We start from the raw sequence: 21,696 nt of genomic DNA, 5'->3' as shown, positions 1-21,696 counted from the left end.
TTATTTTTTCCCTTTTTAAGAAATCACACCAGAACCTAATAGCTCTTCATTTTTATACCAAGCAACAAACTGCCCTTCTTGAATAGCCGATTGTGGATTTTCAAATTCAACATAAATTCCGTTATCTACTTTATACAGAGTAGCTTTTTCTAACGGTTGTCGGTAACGAATACGTGCTTCTACCTCCATAGACTCACCAGTTTGTAAAGCTACATCTTCACGTACCCAGTGCAATTCTTCATTTGATACAAATAATACACTTCGATACAATCCTTGGTGATTTTTTCCTTCTCCTGTATAAATAATGTTGGTATCTACATCGGTTTCAATCACAAACAATGGTTCTTTGGTACCTCCAACTGCTAACCCTTTACGTTGTCCTTTGGTGAAATAATGTGCGCCTTGATGTTTACCTACTACTTTTCCATCTTCTTTATTATAAGAGAACTTCGTTGAAAAATATGCTAACTCCGCTTCTTTATTCTCAAATTCTGGAACTAAACGATTGTACTGCTCAAATTCATCTGGAATTCGGACAATATCTCCTTCTTTCGGTTGTAGTTTTTGTTGTAAAAAATCTGGAAGTCTTACTTTTCCTATAAAACACAAGCCTTGACTGTCTTTTTTATCAGCTGTAATTAAATCTGCTTCTTTGGCTATTTCACGAACTTCTGGTTTTGTCAATTCTCCAATTGGGAACAATGCCTTTGACAGTTGTTCTTGTGATAATTGACATAAAAAGTATGATTGATCTTTATTCGTATCTTTTCCTGCTAATAACTTGTATACAGGCTTTCCATCAATTATTTCTTCTGCTTTTCTACAGTAATGCCCTGTTGCTACATAATCAGCTCCTAAACTTAACGCGATATCCATAAACACATCAAACTTAATTTCTCGATTACATAATACATCAGGATTAGGTGTACGTCCTTTTTCATATTCATTAAACATATAATCAACAATACGCTCTTTGTATTGTTCGCTTAAATCAACTGTTTGAAATGGAATTCCTAATTTTTCTGCAACAATCATGGCGTCGTTACTATCTTCTAACCATGGACATTCATTAGAAATGGTTACTGAATCATCATGCCAGTTCTTCATGAACAATCCAATAACTTCGTATCCCCGTTCTTTTAGTAAATACGCTGTTACACTACTATCTACGCCTCCTGAAAGTCCTACTACTACTCTTTTCATCTTATACTTTTGAAGCTACAAATTTACGAAATAAAAAATGTTTATATTATGGAAATAATTGATGGCTTCATTACTAAAATTGATGAATTCTAATCTCTGATAAGGCTCAGTTTATTTTCTTTTCTAGTGTTATTTAAATTATTAATATTTATAATTTAATTTTTAGGAATTGAAAACGCTTTTTTCTTTCTCTTGTCGGTAACTACTTCTCCATCCATGTAAAATTGCCATTTACCATCTCTCTTACCATTTTTATACATCCCTTTTTCTTTTAAATCTCCTTTTAAATCGTAGTATTTCCCTTCTCCTTCTAATTTACCATTTACATAATACACTTCTTCAATCATCACTCCTTCTTCAGTAAAAATCTTAGAAAGTCCATTTTTCTTACCATCTTTATAAATACTTTCTTCAGTTAACTTACCATTTCTATAGTAGTTTTTTAAAACTCCATCTAATTTACCGTTAGTATATTCTTCTTCTGAAAAAAGTTTTCCGTCTGAAAAATAATACGTCCATTTTCCTACTCGTTTTTTTCCTATCATCCATCCTTTTGTTTTTATTTTTCCGTTAGGCGTAAAAAATTGCACAAAGGCACTATCGGATTTGGCAGAAAACTCTTTAGTCATAGAAGGAATTCCGTAAGAATTAGGTTCATAAAAATTAAATGTACCTATCTCTTTTCCATTTTTAAACTCTCCTGAATATCTTATTTTGTTTTTATTATCATCATAATATTTTTTCCAAACTCCATGCCTCTTTCCATTAGTATCAAATTTATTTATTTTTTGTGCTTGAGTAGCTGTTATAAAAAATACCGATAACAAAAGTGTTGTTGAAAATATCCTTTTTATATTTATCATACTATAATTTCTTTTACAATTCAAATTTACATAAACCATACCAATATGAGTCTTGATTTTTTAATTTCTGTGCTAGAAAATGTTGATAATCCTGCTAGAGTAAACAGAAATAATGCTGCAAATATTGTATTAAAGCAACCTGAATTAGTAAAGTTTTTAGTTGATGTTACTTTCGATGTTGATAATAAACTATCTATTAAAGCTGCTTGGGTACTGGAATGGATTTGTACACATAATGGAATTGAATATATTATTCCTTATCTCCCTATTTTTACAAAAAATATATATAGAGTACACTTTGATAGCGCTATAAGACCTTGTGCTAAAATTTGTGAACATTTAGCAACTGCTTTTTCCTCAAAAACAACCAATGGTATAAAAGAACAGTTAACAGAAACTGATATCGATTTAATTATAGAAACTGGATTCGATTGGTTAATTACCGATCAAAAAATAGCAGTTAAAGCCTACACCATGAATACTTTATATTTATTTGGTTTACAAAAAGACTGGGTACATCCTGAACTGGAACATATTATTCGAACAAAAGTGATTCATGAAAGTAAAGGTTGTAAAGCCAGAGGGAAGAAAGTATTGGAGTTGATTGAGAAACATAAAGACCAAAAACAATTATAAAACCTCAGAAGAAAAATCTTCTGAGGTTCTTTTATTATTTTACAAGCAACTAAATACGATATCGTTTATTTTATTACCAAGCCCAGCCTGATGTAGAAGAAACCTGGTCGTTCCAAGACTTCTTCCACCACCACCAACCAGACATGGTGTACCATTTAAGATTCCCTACGTTTAACCCTAAATAACCTGTTGGTGAATAAAAGCCTATAACTTTTCCTCCATAACAAGAGTGTTGGTATAAATATACTACTTGTCGTCTATAAGTTGGTTTTCTAATTTTTAAAGAAGATAATTGGTCGTTATTTCCTGACCCAACCCAATGGTCTCTGTAATAATAGCGTTTTTGCCTTCTCATGCCTGTCATTTCTGTGTTATAGTAGGCATGTTTATAGAAATAAAAGTTACCCGAGCCATACACATCATAGCTATTACATTTTGATGACTTCCCTTCTGTTGAAACTTGATCTCCTGGGAAACCTTCTGCTACTTTTGAGGTGTATTTTTTTAAGTCTTCTGTATTATCGAAAACTTTTACTTCAATATCAGTGCTTCCTTCTTCTGGATTATTAAAAAACAATGATTTTGGAGCTTTTTCTTCGTTACCAAAAATTTCTTGAGCAAAATCTATATCTCCATCTGCCTTCAATACTTCTCCACTTTCTTCATTATATACATAAGATATTTTAAATTGTTTTCCATAATAATCGTACGTATGATTAATAGTTACTGTACTTCCTTTTGCTAATTGTAATTCTTCTTTTTTTGATTCATTTTCAATTATTTCTTCACTTTGACAGCTAAAAAGTAATGTAAAACACATTACTGCCATCCATAAAAAATTTTGTTTTTTCATTTTTTCTTATTTTTTGAAATCCTTAGCATCTACTAAGAATTTATTCGTTTGATTAGTTAGTTTTTTATTTTTTTTTAGAGGTATTAAAACCTCTTCGTTTTTAAAACGAGAATAATCTACAACGTATTTATTTGCTTGTAAAGTAATATTAGTTTTACCTAATTCCTTTGCAATATAGTCTCTTAGAGATATATCTTCTGAGATAATGAAATCTTCTTCTAAACTTCTAGAAAATACCAATCGTAATGACTCGCCTTCATTTCTGAATGCTATCATACCATTATCTTCATCGTTATTCCCTTCCCTAAGTTTCGAGAAAATCTCTTTTAACTCTAAGTTTTTGTTGTTTAACAGTTCGTTTGCAGTGTCTTCTTTTTGCCATGCTTGTAGTATCAGAGGCGACGCTTACTAATACAAAGTTTTGTAGTTGTTTCATAAAATAATAGTTTTCGGGGTTAATTATGAAATCAAATTTACATGAACTAAAAAACACAAACACCAGTTAAACAGCTATTTAAAACACAGGCAAAACCCTTTTTTAACCTAAAAAATACCTCTTTATAAATTAATTCCTATCCTTTACAAAGTTAATTCGTAACCTTTTTTAAAAACTTTTTAGGTTTGAGTCATTATTAACAATCAAATTTATATTATTATGAAAAAAAGCACTTTAAACTTAAAAAGTTTTCAGCTATTATCTAAAAAAAAACAAAAAAACATATATGGTGGAGCTAAAATTCCTCTAAATGGAGGAATGGCAAATACAACTCCTCTTACTCCTCTTAAAACTGTAGTGTCATGGAGATGTTGGAACAGAATTACTTCTCAATATGATATTATTTATAACGTTGGAAATCCTGGTGTTGAAGACTTTCAAGGGTATGAATATTGTCAACCTGTAATTCAATAAGGTAGATAACCTTCTTTTATTTTCAATATAAAATGAGAACGTTAAGTATTGTGAGATTACTAGAAGTATTCTAATTTTTTATAAAAACTGTTATTCTTTAACTTTTAATATTATTAACAATCAAATTTATATTATTATGAAAAAAAGCATTTTAAAGTTAAACGGTGTTCAAAAATTAAACACAGTTGAACAAAAGGAACTAGTAGGTGGTCATATAGTTAACATTGACAAAGCTAGATCACACATTACATGGAAGTGTTTTCGAAACAACTCAGGTAGTACATTTTTTTTATCTCCTGTAGACCTTTCATCTCCAACTACTTCTTGTTATGCGTACGATAACACTTATAAAGCTCCAACAAATGGTACTAATTATGGCATGGGTACCCCCATATAAACTGAAAAATTATTAACCAAATAAATTTTAAATTATGTTAAAAAATATTTTACTACAAAAAGGTGTTAATGAGTTAAATAACACTCAATTAAAAGAAACTCAAGGAGGTCTTTATACTGGAAATCTTCAATATACATGTTGGGATAAAACAGGTGCACTTTATGATTCTACAATAGATGCTTCTTATCCAGACGCTGGTATTCATTGTACACCTAACGCAGAAGTTACTGCCTCAGCAATAACAAAGTTCACTGCATAATTATCTCAAAAAGGAGCTGTAAAATTTTTAAAATTACAGTTCCTTTTCTTCTTATAACTCCTTTAAATTCGTAGGTTTTCGATAGCCTTGAAACGGCTGTTTTAACAACTCTTTTAAACTAGAGTTTTTTTCTTCATCTGGAAATGTATCTACTCCATACACTATTTTTTCTCTATCTAACTCCATATACGTTCCTAATAAACGGTCCCAAATAGAAAAGATATTTCCGTAGTTAGAATCTGTATAAGGTAATAAATTATGATGATGTACTTTGTGCATATCGGGTGATACAATCACATAACTCAATACCTTATCTAACTTTTTAGGCATTTTTATATTAGCATGTGTTAACTGCGTAAACACTAACGATATTGATTGGTACAACATTACTATAGCTATTGGAGTCCCGACTAAAAAAACACCTACTAAAGTAAATGTAAAACGAATTACACTTTCTATCGGGTGATGTCTGTTTGCTGTTGTGGTATCCACTTTATGATCAGAATGGTGAACTAAATGTACCATCCACAAAGGTTTTACTTTATGTTCAACTAAATGTGCTAAATATGCTCCGAAGAAATCTAAAAACAACACACCTAACAGTACGTACAACCACAATGGCATTTCGGGTAGCCAGTTGATTAATCCAAAGTCATTTGCTTGCACCCAATCGGCTGTCTTTAATAATAAGAATGCCAATACAAAATTGATAATTACCGTAGTTGCAGTAAAAAATAAATTAGGCCATGCGTGTTTCCATTTATTGTATTTAAAACTAAATAATGGTACAGCGCCTTCCAATAACCAAAAGAAAGTAATTCCGCCAACTAAAATAATACTTCTATGACTAGAAGGAATCGTTTCAAAATAATGTATAAGAGTTTCCACTATGATATATTTTTCCTAAAAATAGAAAAAAATATCTATAAAAACTTATTTCTTAGAACTTCCCGATTGTGGTAATCTCTTTTTCAACTCCTCTACTATTCGGTAAGTTGCAGGACAGACCTCCGTATTTTTAATAGTTAAATCTGCTAATTGGATAAACTTTTTACGATTGGTATGTGGATATTCTGAGCAAGCTTTTGGACGCACATCATAAATAAAACACGTATTATCTGATTCATCTAAAAAAGTACACGGAGCAGATTGTAAGACCATGAAATTATCTTCATCTCGCTGTAAATATTGATTAGTAAAATCAATCACCTTCATTTTTAAGTGTTTTGCAATGCGCTCTATATCTTTTTCAGTAAAAATTGGTGAAGTCGTTTTACAACAATTAGCACATTCTAAACAGTCGGTACGCTCAAATTCTTCCTCATGCAATTCTTGCATTAATAAATCTAAGCGTTTAGGGGTACGCTTTTTTAATCGTTGAAAATACTTCTTATTTTCTTGTAAAGCGTCTTTGGCTAATTTTGGTAAGTTTTCAAGGTCTTTATCCATGGTGCAAAGGTACGAAAGCACCTTTGAAGTCATACATTATTCTGTCTTAAAAAATCATAAGGCAAATCGTGGGAAGAAAAAATTAAAAACACTAATTTTGTGCGACAATTAAAAAGAACCAATGAATATTCAATCGTTAATAGAAACGAAAGTAAAAGAAGGATTTTTAGCCTTGTATGATGTAGAAATTCCTAGTGTAGAATTTCAAGCAACCCGTAAAGATTTTGAAGGTGACATTACAGTAGTTGTCTTCCCATTACTACGGTACAAAAAAGGAAATCCTGTTCAAATTGGTGAAGATTTAGGAAAATATTTAGTCGAGAACATCAACGAAATTACTAGCTACAATGTCGTAAAAGGTTTTTTAAACTTAGTTGTTGATGATTCTTTCTACGTAAACTTTTTTAATGAAATTGCATCAGATGCAAGGTATGGTTTTGTAAAAGAAGACAAAACAGATGCACGTATGGTGGAGTATTCTTCTCCTAACACGAACAAACCTTTGCACTTAGGACATGTTCGTAATGTTTTGTTAGGATATTCAGTTGCAGAAATTTTAAAAGCTGCGGGACATAAGGTTTACAAAACACAAATTATCAACGATCGTGGTATCCATATTTGTAAGTCTATGTTGGCTTGGAAAAAATTTGGAGAAGGAGAAACTCCTGAATCTACTGGATTAAAAGGCGATAAACTGGTTGGAAATTACTATGTAAAATTCGATCAAGAATATAAAAAAGAAATTAGCAACCTAGTCGCTTCTGGTGTTTCTGAAGACGATGCTAAAAAGCAAGCTCCTTTATTTGTTGAAGCACAAGAAATGTTACGTAAGTGGGAAGCTGGTGATAAGGAAGTTGTTGCTCTTTGGGAAATGATGAACGGATGGGTATACAAAGGTTTCGACGTTACTTATGAAAACATCGGAGTTAACTTTGATAAATTATACTATGAAAGTAACACCTATTTATTAGGAAAAGATATTATTGAGGAAGGTTTACAAAACGGAGTTTTCTACAAAAAAGAAGACGGTTCTGTTTGGTGTGATTTAACTGACGAAGGACTAGATGAAAAATTAGTGTTACGTTCAGACGGAACTGCAGTATATATGACACAAGATATTGGAACTGCTATTCAACGTTCTAAAGATTTTCCTGATGTAAACGGAATGGTATATACCGTAGGTAACGAACAAGATTATCATTTCAAAGTGTTATTCTTAATCTTACAAAAATTAGGATACTCTTGGGCGAAACAATTATTCCATTTAAGTTACGGAATGGTAGATTTACCTTCAGGAAAAATGAAATCTCGTGAGGGTACTGTAGTTGATGCCGATGATTTAATGGATGAAATGACAAACACTGCTCGTGAAATTTCGCAAGAGTTAGGTAAGTTAGAAGGGTATTCTACTGAGGAAAAAGAGGAATTATATAAAATTATCGGATTAGGAGCCTTAAAATACTTCATTTTAAAGGTAGACCCTAAAAAGAGGATTTTGTTTGACCCACAAGCATCGGTAGATTTCCAAGGAAATACAGGTCCGTTTGTACAATATACGTATGCAAGAATTCAGTCTATCTTGCGTAAAGCCGACTTTGATTATTCAGCTAAAGTATCGGTAGAATTACACGAGAAAGAAAAAGAATTAATCAAACAATTAGAACAATATCCTGAAGTCATTCAGCAAGCAGCAAGTAATTATTCGCCTGCTGTGATTGCTAATTATACCTACGACTTGGTAAAAGAGTTCAACTCATTCTATCAAAATGTATCCATTTTAGGAGAAGAAAATCAAGATAAAAAAGTATTTAGAGTTCAGTTATCTAAAAAAGTAGCTGACACTATAAAATCTGCATTCAAATTATTAGGAATTCAAGTTCCTGAAAGAATGTAATAAATTAACAAACAACAAGTAAAAAGTAAACAACATGAAATACGACGTACTAATAATTGGAAGTGGTCCTGGAGGTTATGTAACTGCAATTAGAGCATCTCAATTAGGGTTTAAAACCGCTGTAGTTGAAAAGGAAAACTTAGGTGGAATTTGCTTAAACTGGGGATGTATTCCTACCAAAGCATTATTAAAATCTGCACAAGTATATGATTATTTAAAACATGTTGATGAGTATGGTTTAAAAGCAGAAGCTATCGATAAAGATTTCGAAGCTGTTATTAAACGTAGTCGTGGTGTTGCTGAAGGAATGAGCAAAGGTGTTCAGTTCTTAATGAAGAAAAACAAAATTGATATCATCGACGGTTTTGGAAAGGTTAAACCTGGAAAAAAAGTAGATGTTACTGATAAAGATGGTAAAGTAACTGAGTATTCGGCAGATCATATTATCATTGCTACTGGAGCTCGTTCTCGTGAGTTACCAAGTTTACCTCAAGACGGTAAAAAAGTTATCGGGTATCGTGAGGCTATGAGCTTACCAACACAACCTAAATCGATGATCGTTGTAGGTTCAGGTGCTATTGGAGTTGAGTTTGCTCACTTCTATAACTCAATGGGAACTGATGTAACTGTTGTTGAATTTATGCCAACAATTGTTCCTGTTGAAGATAAAGATGTTTCTAAACAAATGGAGCGTTCTTTCAAAAAAGCGGGAATTAAAGTAATGACAAGTTCTTCTGTAGAGTCTGTTGATACGTCTGGTGACGGGGTAAAAGCAACTGTAAAAACTAAAAAAGGAGAAGAAGTTTTAGAAGCTGATATCATTTTATCTGCTGTTGGAATTAAAACAAATATTGAAAACATCGGTTTAGAAGATGTTGGAATTATTACTGATAGAGATAAAATCTTAGTAAACGACTGGTACCAAACGAACATTCCAGGATACTATGCGATTGGAGATGTAACTCCTGGTCCGGCATTAGCACACGTTGCTTCAGCAGAAGGAATTACTTGTGTTGAAAAAATAGCTGGCTTACATACTGAAGCTATTGACTATGGAAACATTCCTGGTTGTACCTATGCTACTCCTGAGATTGCTTCTGTTGGTTTAACTGAAGAGCAAGCAAAGGAAAAAGGTTACGAATTAAAGATTGGTAAATTCCCTTTCTCTGCATCTGGTAAGGCTAAAGCTGCTGGAACTCCTGACGGATTTGTAAAAGTTATTTTTGATGCTAAGTACGGTGAATGGTTAGGATGCCATATGATTGGTGCTGGTGTTACCGATATGATTGCTGAAGCTGTTTTAGGCCGTAAATTAGAAACTACTGGTCATGAAGTATTAAAAGCAATTCATCCACACCCAACTATGAGTGAAGCTGTTATGGAAGCTGTTGCTGACGCTTATGATGAAGTAATCCACTTATAAAATTCTCAAACTTTATATAACTATAACCTCGTCATTTTTGGCGAGGTTTTTTTATATTTGAATATGAAAAAAATACTCCCAATATTCGTTTTATTATGCTGTTTTTATTCTTGTAAAACAGAAGAAAAAAAAACTCCTTTAAACCCATTAACGGTTCCCTTAAACGAACGTCCTATACCAAAACTTCCAAATACTAGAAATATTTCTACTAATGTTATTGGAGGTGCACATTATATATGCCCTAACAAATGTAAAGGAGGAACTTCAAGTGTTCAAGGCACCTCTTGCCCTGTTTGTAAAACTCCTCTTGCTCATAACCAAGGCTTTCATAATACCCAAAACAAAACTTCGAACTCACCAATATCAACACCTGTAACGCCCCCCACTTCTGGTCCAAATGCAGCAGGACAATATCATTATACTTGTTCTAACGGTTGTACTATTGGTTCAGATAATTCAGGTCAATGTAAGAGTTGTGGTGGAAAGCTAGTTCATAACGCTGCTTTTCATAGTTAAAAAATAATATTTTAAACCTCATATAATAATGAGGTTTTGTTTTTTATATGTCTTATCTTTTGTTCTCTATAATTACTTTTTTGTTATTGATTTTTATGAAGTGTACCTATAGCTATTGTTCATATACAAGTATTATCCATAATAAAATACTGTTAATAGTGAAGTATTTATAATTCCATTATAATAAATGAAACTCTCTTCCTTTGAATTCTAGTTACTTTTTAATACGAGCCCTATTTTCTAGCTAAATAAGTGATTTTCTTAACCCCTCTTCTACATTCTTCCACAAAAAATTCCAAAAAGAACGAGTTTGATCTCTTTCAAAGTTTTTTATTTCTACCTTTTCTAATTTATTTTTTGAAGAATTTTTTACAAATAAATTAGCTAACCAAGAAACTACTTTTTTTACTCCTTTTTGCTTATTGAGCATTTTCAACTCAAGGTTTTTAAATGCTATAGCAAAATCTCCATTAGAAAAATTATCATTACCATAAAAATTAAAAAACAGCTTATCTATTTTACCTTCGCACTTTATATTTAGTGCAGGCTCTATAAATGAGTTTATATTTTTTGAACTTACTTCATAAAGTTTTCCTTTAATTGTAAAAGCATCATTAACATCTGCTATATTGAATCTCCAATCAATTGATAAAGGAGATGTTCCCATAAAGTCACTTTTAATCTTAACAATTGTAGTTGGAATGCTATCTTTTATTTTAACATTTGTCAAGTTAGTTACAATTGCATCAATGTTTTCAAAACTTACCAATCCTGCTTTTCTTTCCTTATTAGTTAGCTCTTCATAAGTAATTTTAGTATCCTTTATTTTAATACTATCAATTACAAAATTAATTGGTAGTTCTCTTAGACTCTTACTATATAAGTCTTTTCTTTTGTTTCTATGATTAAGAACTGTTGCATCTAAGTACACACCAAAGTCTCCATCACTTATTAATATTTTGTCAATAGTAAAAAGTAACTTTTTTTTATTTGTTAATTTTATTTTAGGTACTTCTATTTTTTTAATAAATAAATCTAATATATCCTTTTCATAAGGAACATGATATATGTAGTTCTTTCTAGGTTTAAGAGGAGTAATTTTCACACTATCAAGTTTAAGAAAATTATCCTCCAATTTAAGATTAGCTATGCTATAAGATTGAATTTCTGAACCCTGTGCATCAAAAGCATTAAGCTTCAATGAAATTTTTTCATATAGAAAAGGAAATGTCGTTTTTAAATCTTTTGAGTATTCTAATTTTGTAAGTTTTAACCTATAGTTATCTATAGTAATAGGGTAATTTTTATCATTTACAATAGCTAAAGCTGAATTTTTAATTTCTAACTCATCAATAGTTATTGGCATTCTCTTTTTTTTATGTATGGTATCTTTTTCCTTAGCATTTAATATATCTTTAGGTATTTTTCCTTTTATAATAGAACTATTTAAGACTATTTTATCGATTGATAGTTTATCTTTAATAAAGTAAGCATAATAAGAAACTCCTTTTACACTTAAGTTATTTATTTTAAGATGTATACTATCTTTTTCTAAAAAAAAATCATCAATACTAATATTACCTAATAATACATTAGCTTTTACTTTTCCTGTATAATTAATATGTTTTTTAACTAAGGTTTCTGTCAGTTTTTTTTCAATTTTACCTGCTGCTATATAGTTCAGACTCAAAATTAAGACCGAAAATAGGACTACTATTATTACAATTATTTTTATTGTTTTTTTTATCACAGCAAATTTTAAATTTTGTTAAACTTAGTTAATTATTTGTTTTTTTTACATTTAAAATCCTCTTAAACATTTAAAAAAAATATTTAATTCTATTTTTATTGAATATTTTTTATTTCGGCATAATAGTTGTTACTAACAAAACATTAACATAATAACTACTACTATGGAAAACTATCTACTAAAACAGTTTTGCAATTTGAGGGGATGATTGTTATTGAAAAAGAAAAACTCGAAGTTAATAGCTTCGAGTTTTATTTTATAAATGTTTTATTTACCTGATTAACTTCTTATATTTAATTCGCTTAGGCATTAAATCTCCTCCTAAACGCTTCTTCTTGTTCTCTTCATAATCAGAGAAAGAACCTTCAAAGAAATACACTTGACTATCTCCTTCGAAAGCTAAGATATGTGTACAAATACGATCTAAAAACCATCTATCGTGCGAAATTACCACAGCACATCCTGCAAAATTTTCTAAACCTTCTTCTAAAGCTCGTAAAGTATTTACATCTAAATCATTTGTTGGCTCATCTAATAACAATACGTTACCTTCTTCCTTTAACGTCATTGCTAAATGCAAACGGTTACGCTCTCCTCCTGATAAGGTTGCTACCTTTTTATTTTGCTCACTTCCCGAGAAGTTAAAACGACTTAAATAAGCTCTTGAATTTACTTGTTTACCTCCCATCATCACTAAATCTTGACCTTCAGAGAAGTTCTCCCAAATAGATTTTTCTGGATCAATATTAGAATGTGACTGATCTACATAAGCTATTTTAGCTGTCTCCCCTACTTTAAAGCTTCCCGCATCAGGAGTTTCTTCTCCCATGATCATTCTAAAAATAGTGGTTTTACCAGCTCCGTTCGGACCAATAATTCCTACAATTCCGGCTTGTGGTAGGTTGAACTCTAAATTTTCGTATAATAATTTGTCTCCATAAGCTTTAGAAACACCTGTAGCTTCTATTACGTTCGTTCCTAAACGAGGACCATTAGGAATGTATATTTCTAATTTTTCTTCCGTCTGCTTCTGATCTTGACTCATTAACTTTTCGTAGTTCTTCAAACGTGCTTTTTGCTTTGTTTGACGACCTTTTGCTCCTTGACGTACCCATTCTAACTCTCGTTCTAAAGTTTTTTGACGCTTAGAGGCTGTTTTACTTTCTTGAGCTAAACGTTTAGATTTTTGGTCTAACCAAGATGAATAATTTCCTTTCCATGGAATACCTTCACCTCTATCCAATTCTAAAATCCAACCTGCAACGTTATCTAAGAAATAACGGTCGTGTGTTACTGCAATTACCGTTCCTTTATATTGTGCTAAATGATGCTCTAACCAATGTACAGATTCTGCATCTAAGTGGTTGGTAGGCTCATCTAATAATAAAATTTCTGGTTCTTGTAATAATAAACGACATAAAGCAACACGACGACGCTCTCCTCCTGATAATACTCCTATTTTCTTATCTCCTTCTGGCGTACGTAACGCATCCATAGCTATTTCTAGCTTGGTATCTAATTCCCATGCATTAGAAGCATCAATCTTATCTTGTAGTTCAGCTTGACGATCCATTAACTTTTGCATCTTATCTGCATCAGAATATACTTCTTCTAAGCCAAACATATCGTTTATTTTGTTGTATTCATCTAAAATAGCAACTGTTTCTGCTACTCCTTCTTTAACAACTTCTAAAACGGTTTTATCTTCGTCTAACTGAGGTTCTTGTTCTAAATATCCTACTTTATAACCTGGAGAGAACGTAACATCTCCTTGGTAGTTTTTTTCTACTCCTGCTATAATTTTTAACAAAGTAGACTTACCTGAACCGTTTAAACCTAAAATACCAATTTTAGCTCCATAAAAGAAACTTAAATAGATATCTTTAAGAACCTGTTTTCCTGTACTTTGGTAGGTCTTAGAGACCTTATTCATTGAAAAAATGACTTTTTTATCGTCGCTCATTTCTCTATATTTTCTTTAATTAAACTCTTCCTTTTAGGGCATTAAACACCCATGCATTTGCAAAAAAACCTAAACCAACAGCTCCAAATCCATACCCTGCTATTTCATCATATTTAAATACTGCTAATCCAATAAGTAAAACCCCCATTAATACCATTATAAGCGTTGCCCAACCTAGGACAGTGTTTTTGTTCATTGCCATAATTTACTTTTTTCAATAAAATGTGAGCTACAAATATCGGTAATTATTTAGACTTATTCACTGTAGTTTTGCGCATAAAAAAAGTCTTACCAATGCAAGACTTTTTAGTGATTTTAAATTTATATACATACTAGAGTTCAGCAGCTAACCTACTTCCTTGGTTTATGGCTCTCTTTGCATCTAATTCTGCCGCAACATCAGCTCCTCCAATTACATGTACTTTCATTCCTTTGGCTTCTAATGGCTCTAACAATTCTTTAAATGGAACTTGACCTGCACAAATAATCACATTATCAACTGGTAATACTTTTTGTTCTTCATTTTGAACATAGTGTAAACCTTCATCATCTATTTTTGTATACTGTACTTCATTTATAAATTGTACTTTTTTTCTTTTTAATACTGAACGATGAATCCATCCTGTAGTTTTTCCTAAATTTCCTCCAAACTTTCCTGAACTACGTTTAAACATATATATTTCTCTTGGTGAAGGATGAACTTCAGGAGTAACACCTTCTATTCCTGCACGTGATTTTAATGTTTTATCAATACCCCATTCCTTTAACCAAGCATCTATATTTTGAGAAGTACTCTCTCCTTCATGAGCTAAATATTCTGAAACGTCAAAACCAATTCCTCCCGCTCCAATAACCGCAACACGTTTACCTACAGGTTTCTTTAATTTCACAACATCAATATAACTCAATACTTTTTCATGATCAACCCCTTCTATTCTTGGGGTTCTCGGTGTAATTCCAGTTGCTAAAACAACCTCATCAAAATTACCATTGTATAAATCTTCAGCAGTAACCCTTGTGTTTAACTTTACATTTACCTTATGCAATTCTAATTGCTTATTAAAGTAACGAATGGTTTCATAAAACTCTTCTTTTCCTGGAATTTGTTTTGCTATATTAAACTGACCTCCTGTTTCTTTATCGGCATCAAATAAGGTTACATCGTGCCCTCTTTGAGCTGCTACTGTTGAAGCTGCTAAACCAGCTGGTCCTGCTCCTACAATTGCTATTTTTTTCTTTTTTGAAGTTAGATTATAGTTAAGTTCTGTTTCGTGACATGCTCTTGGGTTTACCAAGCAACTTGCTACTTTCTTTTGAAATGCATGGTCTAAACAAGCTTGATTACAAGCTATACAAGTATTTATTTCATCTATTCTTTCTTCTTTAGCTTTGTTTACCCATTCTGGATCTGCTAAAAATGGGCGTGCCATTGAAATCATATCTGCATGTCCTTCTGCCAAAACTTTTTCAGCAATATCTGGCATATTTATTCGGTTAGAAGTAACTAATGGAATAGATAGTTCTTCTTTCATTTTTTTGGTTACCCAAGTAAACGCAGCTCTAGGTACTGAGGTTGCAATAGTAGGAATTCGTGCTTCATGCCATCCAATACCTGTATTGATAATAGTAGCCCCAGCTTTTTCTATTTCTTTTCCTAACTGTACTACTTCTTCCCAAGAACTTCCTTGTTCTACCAAATCTAGCATCGATAAACGATAGATAATGATAAAGTTCTCTCCAACAGCTTCTCTAATTTTACGAACCAATTCTACTGCTAAACGAATTCTATTTTCATACTTACCTCCATAATCGTCGGTTCTTTTATTAGTTCTCGTTACTATAAACTGATTAATTAAATATCCTTCAGACCCCATGATTTCTACACCATCATATCCTGCTTCTTGTGATAATTTAGCACAGTTTACAAAGTCTTTTACTGTTCTTCGTATTCCCGATTGCTTTAATGCAAATGGTTTGAAAGGCGTTATTGGTGATTTGATTTTTGAAGGTGCCACATTAAATGGGTGGTATCCATAACGTCCTGAGTGTAAAATTTGCATACATATTTTACCGCCCTCTTTATGAACTGCTTCTGTAATTACTTTGTGTTCACGGGCATGCTTTTTTGTACTCATACGGGCAGAAAAAGGTGCTGTCCATCCTTGAATATTCGGTGCAATTCCTCCTGTAACAATCAAACCTACCCCACCACGTGCACGCTCTGCATAGTAAGAAGCAATGCGTTTAATTCCATTTTTTTCTTCTTCTAAACCAGTATGCATAGATCCCATTAACACTCGATTTTTTAAAGTAGTGAAACCTAAATCTAACGGCTCAAAAATATGTTTGTATTTCATTGTTGAATTTTTATAAAATATTATGCATGCATAACAAATTGCAAGATACATATTTTTTATTATATTTTTTTTATACAAAAAGACCCTATACAATGTATAGGGTCTTTTTATGCTTTTAGGGTATTTTTACCACCAAAATATTATGATTAAACCATTTGAACATATAATGATTATAATAATCCTAACTTTGGTTCCATCGTTTAATTCGGCTTCAAACCTGTAAACTGGTTGTCTTTGATACTCATGAGGTACTTGTATCACATTACCATCTTTCATTCTGTGCTCTGCCAAACCAACACCTGAAAATTCATCTTTTACGATACGGTAACTTTTTAAATCTTCTTTTTTAAGGTTTCCTCTTTCTAAAAATAAATCTAAAGTAGGTTTTTCTAGCCCATTTGGATTCATTGGGTATTCATCTGCTCTAACTACTCCGTAATCTTCATGATAATCTAGCTTTAAGTCTTCTGCTGATTTTGCTGCTTTAGTATCTAAAGTTTCTGTTTGAGTTTCGTCTAATAATACAGTTTCTTCATTTTGACATGATGTAAATACCATAAAAAAGATACTTACAAACATTAGGTTTTTTAAAGTCTTCATAAAATTGAGTTTGGGTTAATTAATCAACTCAAATATATCTAAGCATTATTTAGGAATACCTAGGTAAAAGACTACTTATAACACAAGATAAACCTCTTATTTTTAAAAGGATAATAACTTTTTTATACACTCATGTAATTTCTATTTCTTAAAAGGCGTATTTTTTAATCTATATTTCCCTTTTATTAACTATAAACACAAAATCTATTGTCTAATTTTATCTAGTAAACCACTAAGTTGTGTAGCTTCTTCTTCCGTTAAATTTTCAATAAAATCTAAATGTAACTTATCATCTATTGCTTTTAATAACTTTTTTCCTTGTTGCGTAATACTTATATAAACTACTCTTCTATCATGCTTACATCTTTCACGATTTATTAAATTCTTCTCGTATAATTTATCCATTAATCTCGTAGCATTTGGAGCTCGTTCAATCATTCTATCTTTTATTGTTTGAACTTTTATCGCTTCTTTTGCTCCTCTTAAAATACGAAGAATATTAAATTGTTGAGATGAAATACTGTACTGCTTAAAAAACTCATTTTCTTGACTGTTTATCCAGTTAGCAGTGTATTTAATATTTATAAACGCTTTAATTTTATTATTTGGAAACTTTGAATTAATATCTTTTGAAATATCTCCCATTGCTTTGGTAATTAGCTGTTAGCTATTAGCCTTTTTTATTAAAATAAGATTATCCTTTTAACTTTAAGTCTTGCATTAATTTGTTGAAAGTATCTGATGATGGTGTTAGATACACTTCATCATCAACAAATAGCGTTGGATATTTAACTTGACCTTCATATAATTCTTTCGTGTGTTCTTTTGCTTCATCATCAACAGAAACATCTTTATATTCAAATGGTACTTCTGCAGATTTTAAAAAGTTTTTATATGCAACTGTATGTGCATGTCCTTTTCTACCATATAAAACTATCTTCATTTTTAACCTCCTTATTTTGAGTACAAAAGTACAAAACACACATTTATATACCAAGGAATATAAATTCTTTACAAATATTGAAAAGGAATTTTATTTAAGCTAAAACGTCTGAGTATTCAGGCTTTTTATCAAAAACTGATTTAGCAAATGGGCATAATGGAAGAATTTTGATATTTTTACTTCTAGCAAAATTTACCGAGGCTGCTACCAACTTATATCCTACTCCTTTTCCTCTTAAAGTGTTATTTACTTCAGTATGATCTATAATTAATTTATCCTTACCTGCCCAAGTATACGTCATTAAAGCAGCTCTATTCCCTTCAACTTCAATATAGAACTCTCCTTTTTTATCATTGTCTTCTTGCTGTACTTTCATAATTACCCTTTAAACTCAACTTTTACATGTGTACCATCACAATATGGTTTGTTATGAGAAGCCCCACACCTGCAAAAAGCAGTTGTTTTATTTTTCTTTTCTGTTGTACCATCCGGATTAGTTACATGCAGAGTTCCGTAAATTAATAAAGGACCATCTTCTAATGCTTCTACCTTAGTTTCTGTATGAGCTGCTGCTTGACTCCCTTCTCTTTTTGAAATGTATGATAAAGCTCCTGATGGGCATTCCTCTACTTGCTTTTTAATTCTTTCTGTAGTAGCTCCATCCATCTTAATCCAAGGTCTATTTTGTGGATTAAAAACCTGTATCAAACCTTTCCAACATTTTTTTGAATGGATACATTTGTTTGGCTTCCAAACTACAGTAATATCATTATTACTATAGTTCTTTACAATTTCCTTTGCTTCTGACATAACTTAAAATTTTATGTTTATACTGCTTTTTGGAAAGTTGTAACTGCTTCTTTTATTTCTTCATTAAACTCCTCATTTACAATCCTTCCGTCATTAAAGTTATCATAAAATTTCGGTAAAGAAAAATCTGCTATAACATTTGCTCCCATATGAGGAAAACCATTTTTAGCTATTGCCATTGACGACGCCCCTCCTCTACCTCCAGGAGAAGTTGATAATAATAGCATTGGTTTATTATGCCATATTTTTTGTTCTATACGCGACATCCAGTCTATAATATTCTTAAAAGCTACCGTAAAATTACCATTATGTTCTGCTAACGATACAGCTATTCCATCTGCTTCTTTAATTTTTTCTAGAAATATTGCGGCATTTTCTGGTACACCTTCTTCTATTTCTTTATCAATTCCATAAATAGGTAATGGATAATCGTTTAAATCTAATACTGAAACTTCAATTCCACCTAATAAGCTAGAAGCATATGTTACTAATTGTTTGTTTATTGATTTTTTGCTGTTACTACCTGCGAAAGCGATTATTTTTTTCATCTATGTTGTTATTTTTGACTCAATTTCTGTTTCACCTTTCACCATTTTAGCTACTGGGCATTTACCTACTATTTCTAATAGTTTAGTATGCTGCTCTTCTGTAACTTCTTTTTCGAATGAAATTTCTTCTACTAATGATTTTTTAATTCCTTCTGGAGTTAATTCTTCTTTTTGGCTAACATTTACTGTAACTTTTCCTAAGTCCCATCCTTTCCTCTCTGCATACATTCTCAAAGTAATAGACACACATCCACCAATTGCAGTTAGTAAATATTCTACTGGAGTTGGTCCATTATCGTCTCCTCCTTTGTCTAAAGGCTCATCAATAACAGCAAAATGATTTCTCATTTTTGCTTCTGCTAAGTAATTTCGGTCAGTTAAAGTAACTGTTGCTATTGGATTGTTGCTCATTATATTTTTTTACTATAAATATACGAAACTATTAATAGTACGATTGCTATTACAGCTCCTGTTTGTTCTCCATCACCAATCATAAAATGAGCAAAAAAAGCTAGAATAAATGCAAAGAAAAAACCTGCATACGCCCATTCATTTAAAAACTTTCCTCTAAAAAACCATAAAGCTATTAAACCTAACAGCTTAGCTACTGCATATGGGTAAATAATGTATGTTGGGTACCCAAATGCTGTAAACATTTTAGCTACTTCTGCATGATTAAAAAAATACATTCCTGCTGAAAAAAACATTAATAATGTTAATAACCCTGTAGCTACATAAAAAATAATTTTATCTCTTTTCATTTTGTTTGTTATTAAAATTCATTTACAAATATATAAAAATGTTTTTATTATTTTCCATGGTAAATATCACCTAGACATTTATCAATAATAATACACAAGGATTATAAATCAAAAAAAACATATATTTGTATTTATATAAGTACTTATATTTATTAAAAATGGACGCACTTAAAGGATTAGGAGAAATTGGATTAGGTTCTAGGTTAAAAAGGACTAGCGAATACATGATGCGCGAAACACAATTGGTGTACGATGAGTTTAATATTGATTTTGACCCTTACCTATTCCCTACTTTTAAAATTATAAAAAACAAAGATGGTGTTACTAATACTGAGATTACCAACAGTTTAAAAACATCGCAGCCTGCTACTACTCAAGCTATTAATAAGCTTCATAAAAAAGGACTTATCTCCCTTAAAGAAGACAAATTGGATAAGCGAAAAAAAGTTGTTTTTGTTTCTAACAAAGGAAAGCAACTCATAGAAAATGTAACTCCTATATGGAACAGCATTGAACACACTATTAAAGAGTACACTAATATAAAGTCTGAATCACTAACTGAACTTATAAATGAATTAGAGGCTAAGTTTAATGAAAAGTCTTTCAGCAAAGCTATTATAGAACACATAAAAATGAATACAACACAAAATACTATAGCAATTACCACGTTTAAGGAAGAATACAGCTCATCTTTTTATAACCTGAATATTGAATGGTTACAAACATTTTTCTACGTAGAACCTTATGATGAGGAAGTTTTAAGCAATCCTCACAAATATATTATTGACAAAGGAGGACATATTTTCTTTGCTAAATTAAATAATGAAGTTGTAGGTACTGTTGCTTTAATGCCTATGAGTGAACCTAATATTTATGAATTAACAAAAATGGCTGTTTCACCAAAACACAGGGGTTACAAAATAGGACAACAACTCATGCAACATTGTATTGATTTTGCAAAAGACAAACAGTTTGATAAATTGGTTTTATACTCAAACACGAAACTTGAAAACGCTATTTACATTTATAGAAAATTCGGCTTTTTAGAAATTCCTGTGGAAGAAGACTGCCCATACGAACGTTGTAATATTAAAATGGAATTAAAAACAAAGTCTTGATAACTTACGATATGGATACTACTCAAACAATTAACATCTTACAGGAAGCTGAAAAAATAAAAAAATACTTTTCTCCTAAAATAATTTCTGAAGTTAACAATGAATATGTTAAACTCGCCAAAATTAAAGGGGAAGATATTCCGTGGCATAATCATGAAAACGAAGATGAGCTTTTTTATATTATCGATGGAAGTCTTTTAATGGAAATAGAAAATCAACCTAGTTTTACGATGAAAAAAGGTGATTTATTTGTAGTTCCTAAAGGTGTAAATCACAGAGTTAGTTCTTCGGAAGATTGTTTAATTATGCTTATCGAAACAAAATCTACCAAACACACTGGTGATGTAATAACTCCTATCACTAAATCTATTGATAATCAAAAATATTAAAGCCCTTATAAAGGCTTTTTCATTAAAGTAAAAAGCTCTCTTTTAAAAAGAGAG

The 21,696-nt window shown here is 31.3% G+C and carries 27 protein-coding genes; 9 read left to right on the top strand and 18 right to left on the bottom strand.

Translation table 11 applies throughout. The annotated features are described in order from the left end of the window. Positions 1 to 15 precede the first annotated feature (15 nt). Both mnmA and NH341_RS14475 read right to left on the bottom strand, forming a co-directional pair. On the bottom strand, positions 16 to 1,203 hold the full coding sequence (gene mnmA, locus NH341_RS14480; protein WP_253057353.1) for a tRNA 2-thiouridine(34) synthase MnmA: 1,188 nt from the start codon (positions 1,201 to 1,203) through the stop codon (positions 16 to 18). Between the two features lie 155 nt (positions 1,204 to 1,358). Continuing rightward, positions 1,359 to 2,066, bottom strand: coding sequence for a toxin-antitoxin system YwqK family antitoxin (locus NH341_RS14475; protein WP_253057351.1), 708 nt, complete (start codon positions 2,064 to 2,066; stop codon positions 1,359 to 1,361). Between the two features lie 45 nt (positions 2,067 to 2,111). Here NH341_RS14475 and NH341_RS14470 point away from each other — a divergent pair, with 45 nt between their 5' ends. Continuing rightward, a complete protein-coding gene (locus NH341_RS14470; RefSeq protein WP_159491454.1) occupies positions 2,112 to 2,702 on the top strand; it encodes an adenylosuccinate lyase in 591 nt (196 codons plus the stop codon). Positions 2,703 to 2,775: 73 nt separating this feature from the next. Here NH341_RS14470 and NH341_RS14465 read toward each other — a convergent pair whose 3' ends face one another. Together NH341_RS14465 and NH341_RS14460 are read right to left on the bottom strand one after the other, a co-directional pair. Continuing rightward, the gene (locus NH341_RS14465; protein WP_253057349.1) at positions 2,776 to 3,555 is read right to left on the bottom strand and encodes a hypothetical protein; all 780 of its coding nucleotides are present in this window, start codon (positions 3,553 to 3,555) and stop codon (positions 2,776 to 2,778) included. A 6-nt stretch (positions 3,556 to 3,561) separates the two neighbouring features. Further along, on the bottom strand, positions 3,562 to 3,831 hold the full coding sequence (locus NH341_RS14460) for a hypothetical protein (protein ID WP_253057348.1): 270 nt from the start codon (positions 3,829 to 3,831) through the stop codon (positions 3,562 to 3,564). Between the two features lie 379 nt (positions 3,832 to 4,210). Here NH341_RS14460 and NH341_RS14455 point away from each other — a divergent pair, with 379 nt between their 5' ends. The 3 genes from NH341_RS14455 (at position 4,211) to NH341_RS14445 (ending at position 5,121) form a co-directional block, all read left to right on the top strand. After that, a complete protein-coding gene (locus NH341_RS14455) occupies positions 4,211 to 4,465 on the top strand; it encodes a hypothetical protein (RefSeq protein ID WP_253057347.1) in 255 nt (84 codons plus the stop codon). Positions 4,466 to 4,601: 136 nt separating this feature from the next. Next, positions 4,602 to 4,862 carry a hypothetical protein gene (locus NH341_RS14450; protein ID WP_073183742.1) on the top strand — a complete coding sequence of 87 codons (261 nt, stop codon included), beginning with the start codon at positions 4,602 to 4,604 and terminating at the stop codon, positions 4,860 to 4,862. A gap of 34 nt (positions 4,863 to 4,896) precedes the next feature. Continuing rightward, positions 4,897 to 5,121, top strand: coding sequence for a hypothetical protein (locus NH341_RS14445; RefSeq protein ID WP_159491458.1), 225 nt, complete (start codon positions 4,897 to 4,899; stop codon positions 5,119 to 5,121). A 51-nt stretch (positions 5,122 to 5,172) separates the two neighbouring features. Here the strand turns inward: NH341_RS14445 and NH341_RS14440 are convergent, their stop codons facing one another. Together NH341_RS14440 and NH341_RS14435 are read right to left on the bottom strand one after the other, a co-directional pair. Beyond that, positions 5,173 to 6,009, bottom strand: a complete 837-nt coding sequence (locus tag NH341_RS14440) for a sterol desaturase family protein (RefSeq protein WP_253057345.1) — start codon at positions 6,007 to 6,009, stop codon at positions 5,173 to 5,175. A gap of 45 nt (positions 6,010 to 6,054) precedes the next feature. Continuing rightward, on the bottom strand, positions 6,055 to 6,570 hold the full coding sequence (locus NH341_RS14435) for a YkgJ family cysteine cluster protein (protein WP_047789088.1): 516 nt from the start codon (positions 6,568 to 6,570) through the stop codon (positions 6,055 to 6,057). Between the two features lie 121 nt (positions 6,571 to 6,691). Between NH341_RS14435 and argS the strand changes: the two genes are divergently transcribed. From argS to NH341_RS14420, 3 genes are all read left to right on the top strand, one after another. Next, positions 6,692 to 8,464 carry an arginine--tRNA ligase gene (gene argS / locus NH341_RS14430; protein ID WP_159614810.1) on the top strand — a complete coding sequence of 591 codons (1,773 nt, stop codon included), beginning with the start codon at positions 6,692 to 6,694 and terminating at the stop codon, positions 8,462 to 8,464. A 34-nt stretch (positions 8,465 to 8,498) separates the two neighbouring features. Then, positions 8,499 to 9,887 carry a dihydrolipoyl dehydrogenase gene (gene lpdA / locus NH341_RS14425; protein ID WP_073183753.1) on the top strand — a complete coding sequence of 463 codons (1,389 nt, stop codon included), beginning with the start codon at positions 8,499 to 8,501 and terminating at the stop codon, positions 9,885 to 9,887. A gap of 63 nt (positions 9,888 to 9,950) precedes the next feature. Next, positions 9,951 to 10,403, top strand: coding sequence for a hypothetical protein (locus tag NH341_RS14420; protein ID WP_047789091.1), 453 nt, complete (start codon positions 9,951 to 9,953; stop codon positions 10,401 to 10,403). Positions 10,404 to 10,647: 244 nt separating this feature from the next. Here the strand turns inward: NH341_RS14420 and NH341_RS14415 are convergent, their stop codons facing one another. The 12 genes from NH341_RS14415 to NH341_RS14360 form a co-directional block, all read right to left on the bottom strand. Next, complete coding sequence (locus tag NH341_RS14415; protein ID WP_253057342.1) at positions 10,648 to 12,093, bottom strand: hypothetical protein; 1,446 nt, start codon at positions 12,091 to 12,093, stop codon at positions 10,648 to 10,650. Positions 12,094 to 12,424: 331 nt separating this feature from the next. Then, positions 12,425 to 14,116 (bottom strand): energy-dependent translational throttle protein EttA, encoded by a 1,692-nt coding sequence (ettA, locus tag NH341_RS14410; protein WP_047789093.1) that lies wholly within the window; start codon positions 14,114 to 14,116, stop codon positions 12,425 to 12,427. A 19-nt stretch (positions 14,117 to 14,135) separates the two neighbouring features. Beyond that, positions 14,136 to 14,312, bottom strand: a complete 177-nt coding sequence (locus tag NH341_RS14405) for a CAL67264 family membrane protein (protein WP_239180883.1) — start codon at positions 14,310 to 14,312, stop codon at positions 14,136 to 14,138. A gap of 136 nt (positions 14,313 to 14,448) precedes the next feature. Next, positions 14,449 to 16,473 carry an NADPH-dependent 2,4-dienoyl-CoA reductase gene (locus NH341_RS14400; RefSeq protein ID WP_253057340.1) on the bottom strand — a complete coding sequence of 675 codons (2,025 nt, stop codon included), beginning with the start codon at positions 16,471 to 16,473 and terminating at the stop codon, positions 14,449 to 14,451. Between the two features lie 126 nt (positions 16,474 to 16,599). Beyond that, positions 16,600 to 17,073, bottom strand: a complete 474-nt coding sequence (locus NH341_RS14395) for a hypothetical protein (RefSeq protein WP_253057338.1) — start codon at positions 17,071 to 17,073, stop codon at positions 16,600 to 16,602. Positions 17,074 to 17,277: 204 nt separating this feature from the next. After that, complete coding sequence (locus NH341_RS14390; protein ID WP_253057336.1) at positions 17,278 to 17,718, bottom strand: MarR family winged helix-turn-helix transcriptional regulator; 441 nt, start codon at positions 17,716 to 17,718, stop codon at positions 17,278 to 17,280. A gap of 49 nt (positions 17,719 to 17,767) precedes the next feature. Further along, positions 17,768 to 18,016 (bottom strand): glutaredoxin domain-containing protein, encoded by a 249-nt coding sequence (locus NH341_RS14385; RefSeq protein WP_047789098.1) that lies wholly within the window; start codon positions 18,014 to 18,016, stop codon positions 17,768 to 17,770. Between the two features lie 94 nt (positions 18,017 to 18,110). After that, positions 18,111 to 18,392 carry a GNAT family N-acetyltransferase gene (locus tag NH341_RS14380; protein ID WP_253057334.1) on the bottom strand — a complete coding sequence of 94 codons (282 nt, stop codon included), beginning with the start codon at positions 18,390 to 18,392 and terminating at the stop codon, positions 18,111 to 18,113. Positions 18,393 to 18,394: 2 nt separating this feature from the next. Continuing rightward, positions 18,395 to 18,826 carry a (4Fe-4S)-binding protein gene (locus NH341_RS14375; RefSeq protein ID WP_253057332.1) on the bottom strand — a complete coding sequence of 144 codons (432 nt, stop codon included), beginning with the start codon at positions 18,824 to 18,826 and terminating at the stop codon, positions 18,395 to 18,397. A 17-nt stretch (positions 18,827 to 18,843) separates the two neighbouring features. After that, the gene (locus NH341_RS14370) at positions 18,844 to 19,374 is read right to left on the bottom strand and encodes an NADPH-dependent FMN reductase (protein ID WP_073183765.1); all 531 of its coding nucleotides are present in this window, start codon (positions 19,372 to 19,374) and stop codon (positions 18,844 to 18,846) included. Further along, complete coding sequence (locus tag NH341_RS14365; protein WP_253057330.1) at positions 19,375 to 19,785, bottom strand: OsmC family protein; 411 nt, start codon at positions 19,783 to 19,785, stop codon at positions 19,375 to 19,377. It lies immediately after the preceding gene. Further along, entirely contained in the window at positions 19,785 to 20,135 is a 351-nt protein-coding gene (locus NH341_RS14360; protein ID WP_047789103.1) for a DoxX family protein, read from the bottom strand. The genes NH341_RS14365 and NH341_RS14360 overlap by 1 nt, the downstream gene beginning before the upstream one ends. 158 nt (positions 20,136 to 20,293) lie before the next feature. Here NH341_RS14360 and NH341_RS15405 point away from each other — a divergent pair, with 158 nt between their 5' ends. Together NH341_RS15405 and NH341_RS14345 are read left to right on the top strand one after the other, a co-directional pair. Next, the gene (locus NH341_RS15405; protein WP_349265533.1) at positions 20,294 to 21,253 is read left to right on the top strand and encodes a helix-turn-helix domain-containing GNAT family N-acetyltransferase; all 960 of its coding nucleotides are present in this window, start codon (positions 20,294 to 20,296) and stop codon (positions 21,251 to 21,253) included. Continuing rightward, positions 21,250 to 21,642 (top strand): cupin domain-containing protein, encoded by a 393-nt coding sequence (locus tag NH341_RS14345; RefSeq protein ID WP_253057328.1) that lies wholly within the window; start codon positions 21,250 to 21,252, stop codon positions 21,640 to 21,642. Before NH341_RS15405 ends, NH341_RS14345 begins: the two co-directional genes overlap by 4 nt. Positions 21,643 to 21,696 lie beyond the last annotated feature (54 nt).

It is taken from the genome of Tenacibaculum sp. XPcli2-G (genome assembly GCF_024124505.1).
Taxonomy (GTDB): Bacteria; Bacteroidota; Bacteroidia; order Flavobacteriales; family Flavobacteriaceae; genus Polaribacter; species Polaribacter mesophilus.
The sequence above is the reverse complement of the archived record's forward strand: the minus strand, read 5'-3'. Positions and strand labels throughout refer to the sequence as shown.

Bases quoted from the DNA above. Each gene is read 5' to 3' on its own strand.
- NH341_RS14400 (WP_253057340.1), bottom strand. From the start codon at position 16,473: ATGAAATACAAACATATTTTTGAGCCGTTAGATTTAGGTTTCACTACT.
- NH341_RS14380 (WP_253057334.1), bottom strand. From the start codon at position 18,392: ATGAAAGTACAGCAAGAAGACAATGATAAAAAAGGAGAGTTCTATATT.
- argS (WP_159614810.1), top strand. From the start codon at position 6,692: ATGAATATTCAATCGTTAATAGAAACGAAAGTAAAAGAAGGATTTTTA.
- NH341_RS14445 (WP_159491458.1), top strand. From the start codon at position 4,897: ATGTTAAAAAATATTTTACTACAAAAAGGTGTTAATGAGTTAAATAAC.
- NH341_RS14405 (WP_239180883.1), bottom strand. From the start codon at position 14,312: ATGAACAAAAACACTGTCCTAGGTTGGGCAACGCTTATAATGGTATTA.
- NH341_RS14420 (WP_047789091.1), top strand. From the start codon at position 9,951: ATGAAAAAAATACTCCCAATATTCGTTTTATTATGCTGTTTTTATTCT.
- NH341_RS14455 (WP_253057347.1), top strand. From the start codon at position 4,211: ATGAAAAAAAGCACTTTAAACTTAAAAAGTTTTCAGCTATTATCTAAA.
- NH341_RS14435 (WP_047789088.1), bottom strand. From the start codon at position 6,570: ATGGATAAAGACCTTGAAAACTTACCAAAATTAGCCAAAGACGCTTTA.
- NH341_RS14365 (WP_253057330.1), bottom strand. From the start codon at position 19,785: ATGAGCAACAATCCAATAGCAACAGTTACTTTAACTGACCGAAATTAC.
- mnmA (WP_253057353.1), bottom strand. From the start codon at position 1,203: ATGAAAAGAGTAGTAGTAGGACTTTCAGGAGGCGTAGATAGTAGTGTA.
- NH341_RS14470 (WP_159491454.1), top strand. From the start codon at position 2,112: ATGAGTCTTGATTTTTTAATTTCTGTGCTAGAAAATGTTGATAATCCT.
- lpdA (WP_073183753.1), top strand. From the start codon at position 8,499: ATGAAATACGACGTACTAATAATTGGAAGTGGTCCTGGAGGTTATGTA.
- NH341_RS14360 (WP_047789103.1), bottom strand. From the start codon at position 20,135: ATGAAAAGAGATAAAATTATTTTTTATGTAGCTACAGGGTTATTAACA.
- NH341_RS14370 (WP_073183765.1), bottom strand. From the start codon at position 19,374: ATGAAAAAAATAATCGCTTTCGCAGGTAGTAACAGCAAAAAATCAATA.
- NH341_RS15405 (WP_349265533.1), top strand. From the start codon at position 20,294: ATGGACGCACTTAAAGGATTAGGAGAAATTGGATTAGGTTCTAGGTTA.
- NH341_RS14475 (WP_253057351.1), bottom strand. From the start codon at position 2,066: ATGATAAATATAAAAAGGATATTTTCAACAACACTTTTGTTATCGGTA.
- NH341_RS14375 (WP_253057332.1), bottom strand. From the start codon at position 18,826: ATGTCAGAAGCAAAGGAAATTGTAAAGAACTATAGTAATAATGATATT.
- NH341_RS14390 (WP_253057336.1), bottom strand. From the start codon at position 17,718: ATGGGAGATATTTCAAAAGATATTAATTCAAAGTTTCCAAATAATAAA.
- NH341_RS14395 (WP_253057338.1), bottom strand. From the start codon at position 17,073: ATGAAGACTTTAAAAAACCTAATGTTTGTAAGTATCTTTTTTATGGTA.
- NH341_RS14460 (WP_253057348.1), bottom strand. From the start codon at position 3,831: ATGATAGCATTCAGAAATGAAGGCGAGTCATTACGATTGGTATTTTCT.
- NH341_RS14385 (WP_047789098.1), bottom strand. From the start codon at position 18,016: ATGAAGATAGTTTTATATGGTAGAAAAGGACATGCACATACAGTTGCA.
- ettA (WP_047789093.1), bottom strand. From the start codon at position 14,116: ATGAGCGACGATAAAAAAGTCATTTTTTCAATGAATAAGGTCTCTAAG.
- NH341_RS14465 (WP_253057349.1), bottom strand. From the start codon at position 3,555: ATGAAAAAACAAAATTTTTTATGGATGGCAGTAATGTGTTTTACATTA.
- NH341_RS14450 (WP_073183742.1), top strand. From the start codon at position 4,602: ATGAAAAAAAGCATTTTAAAGTTAAACGGTGTTCAAAAATTAAACACA.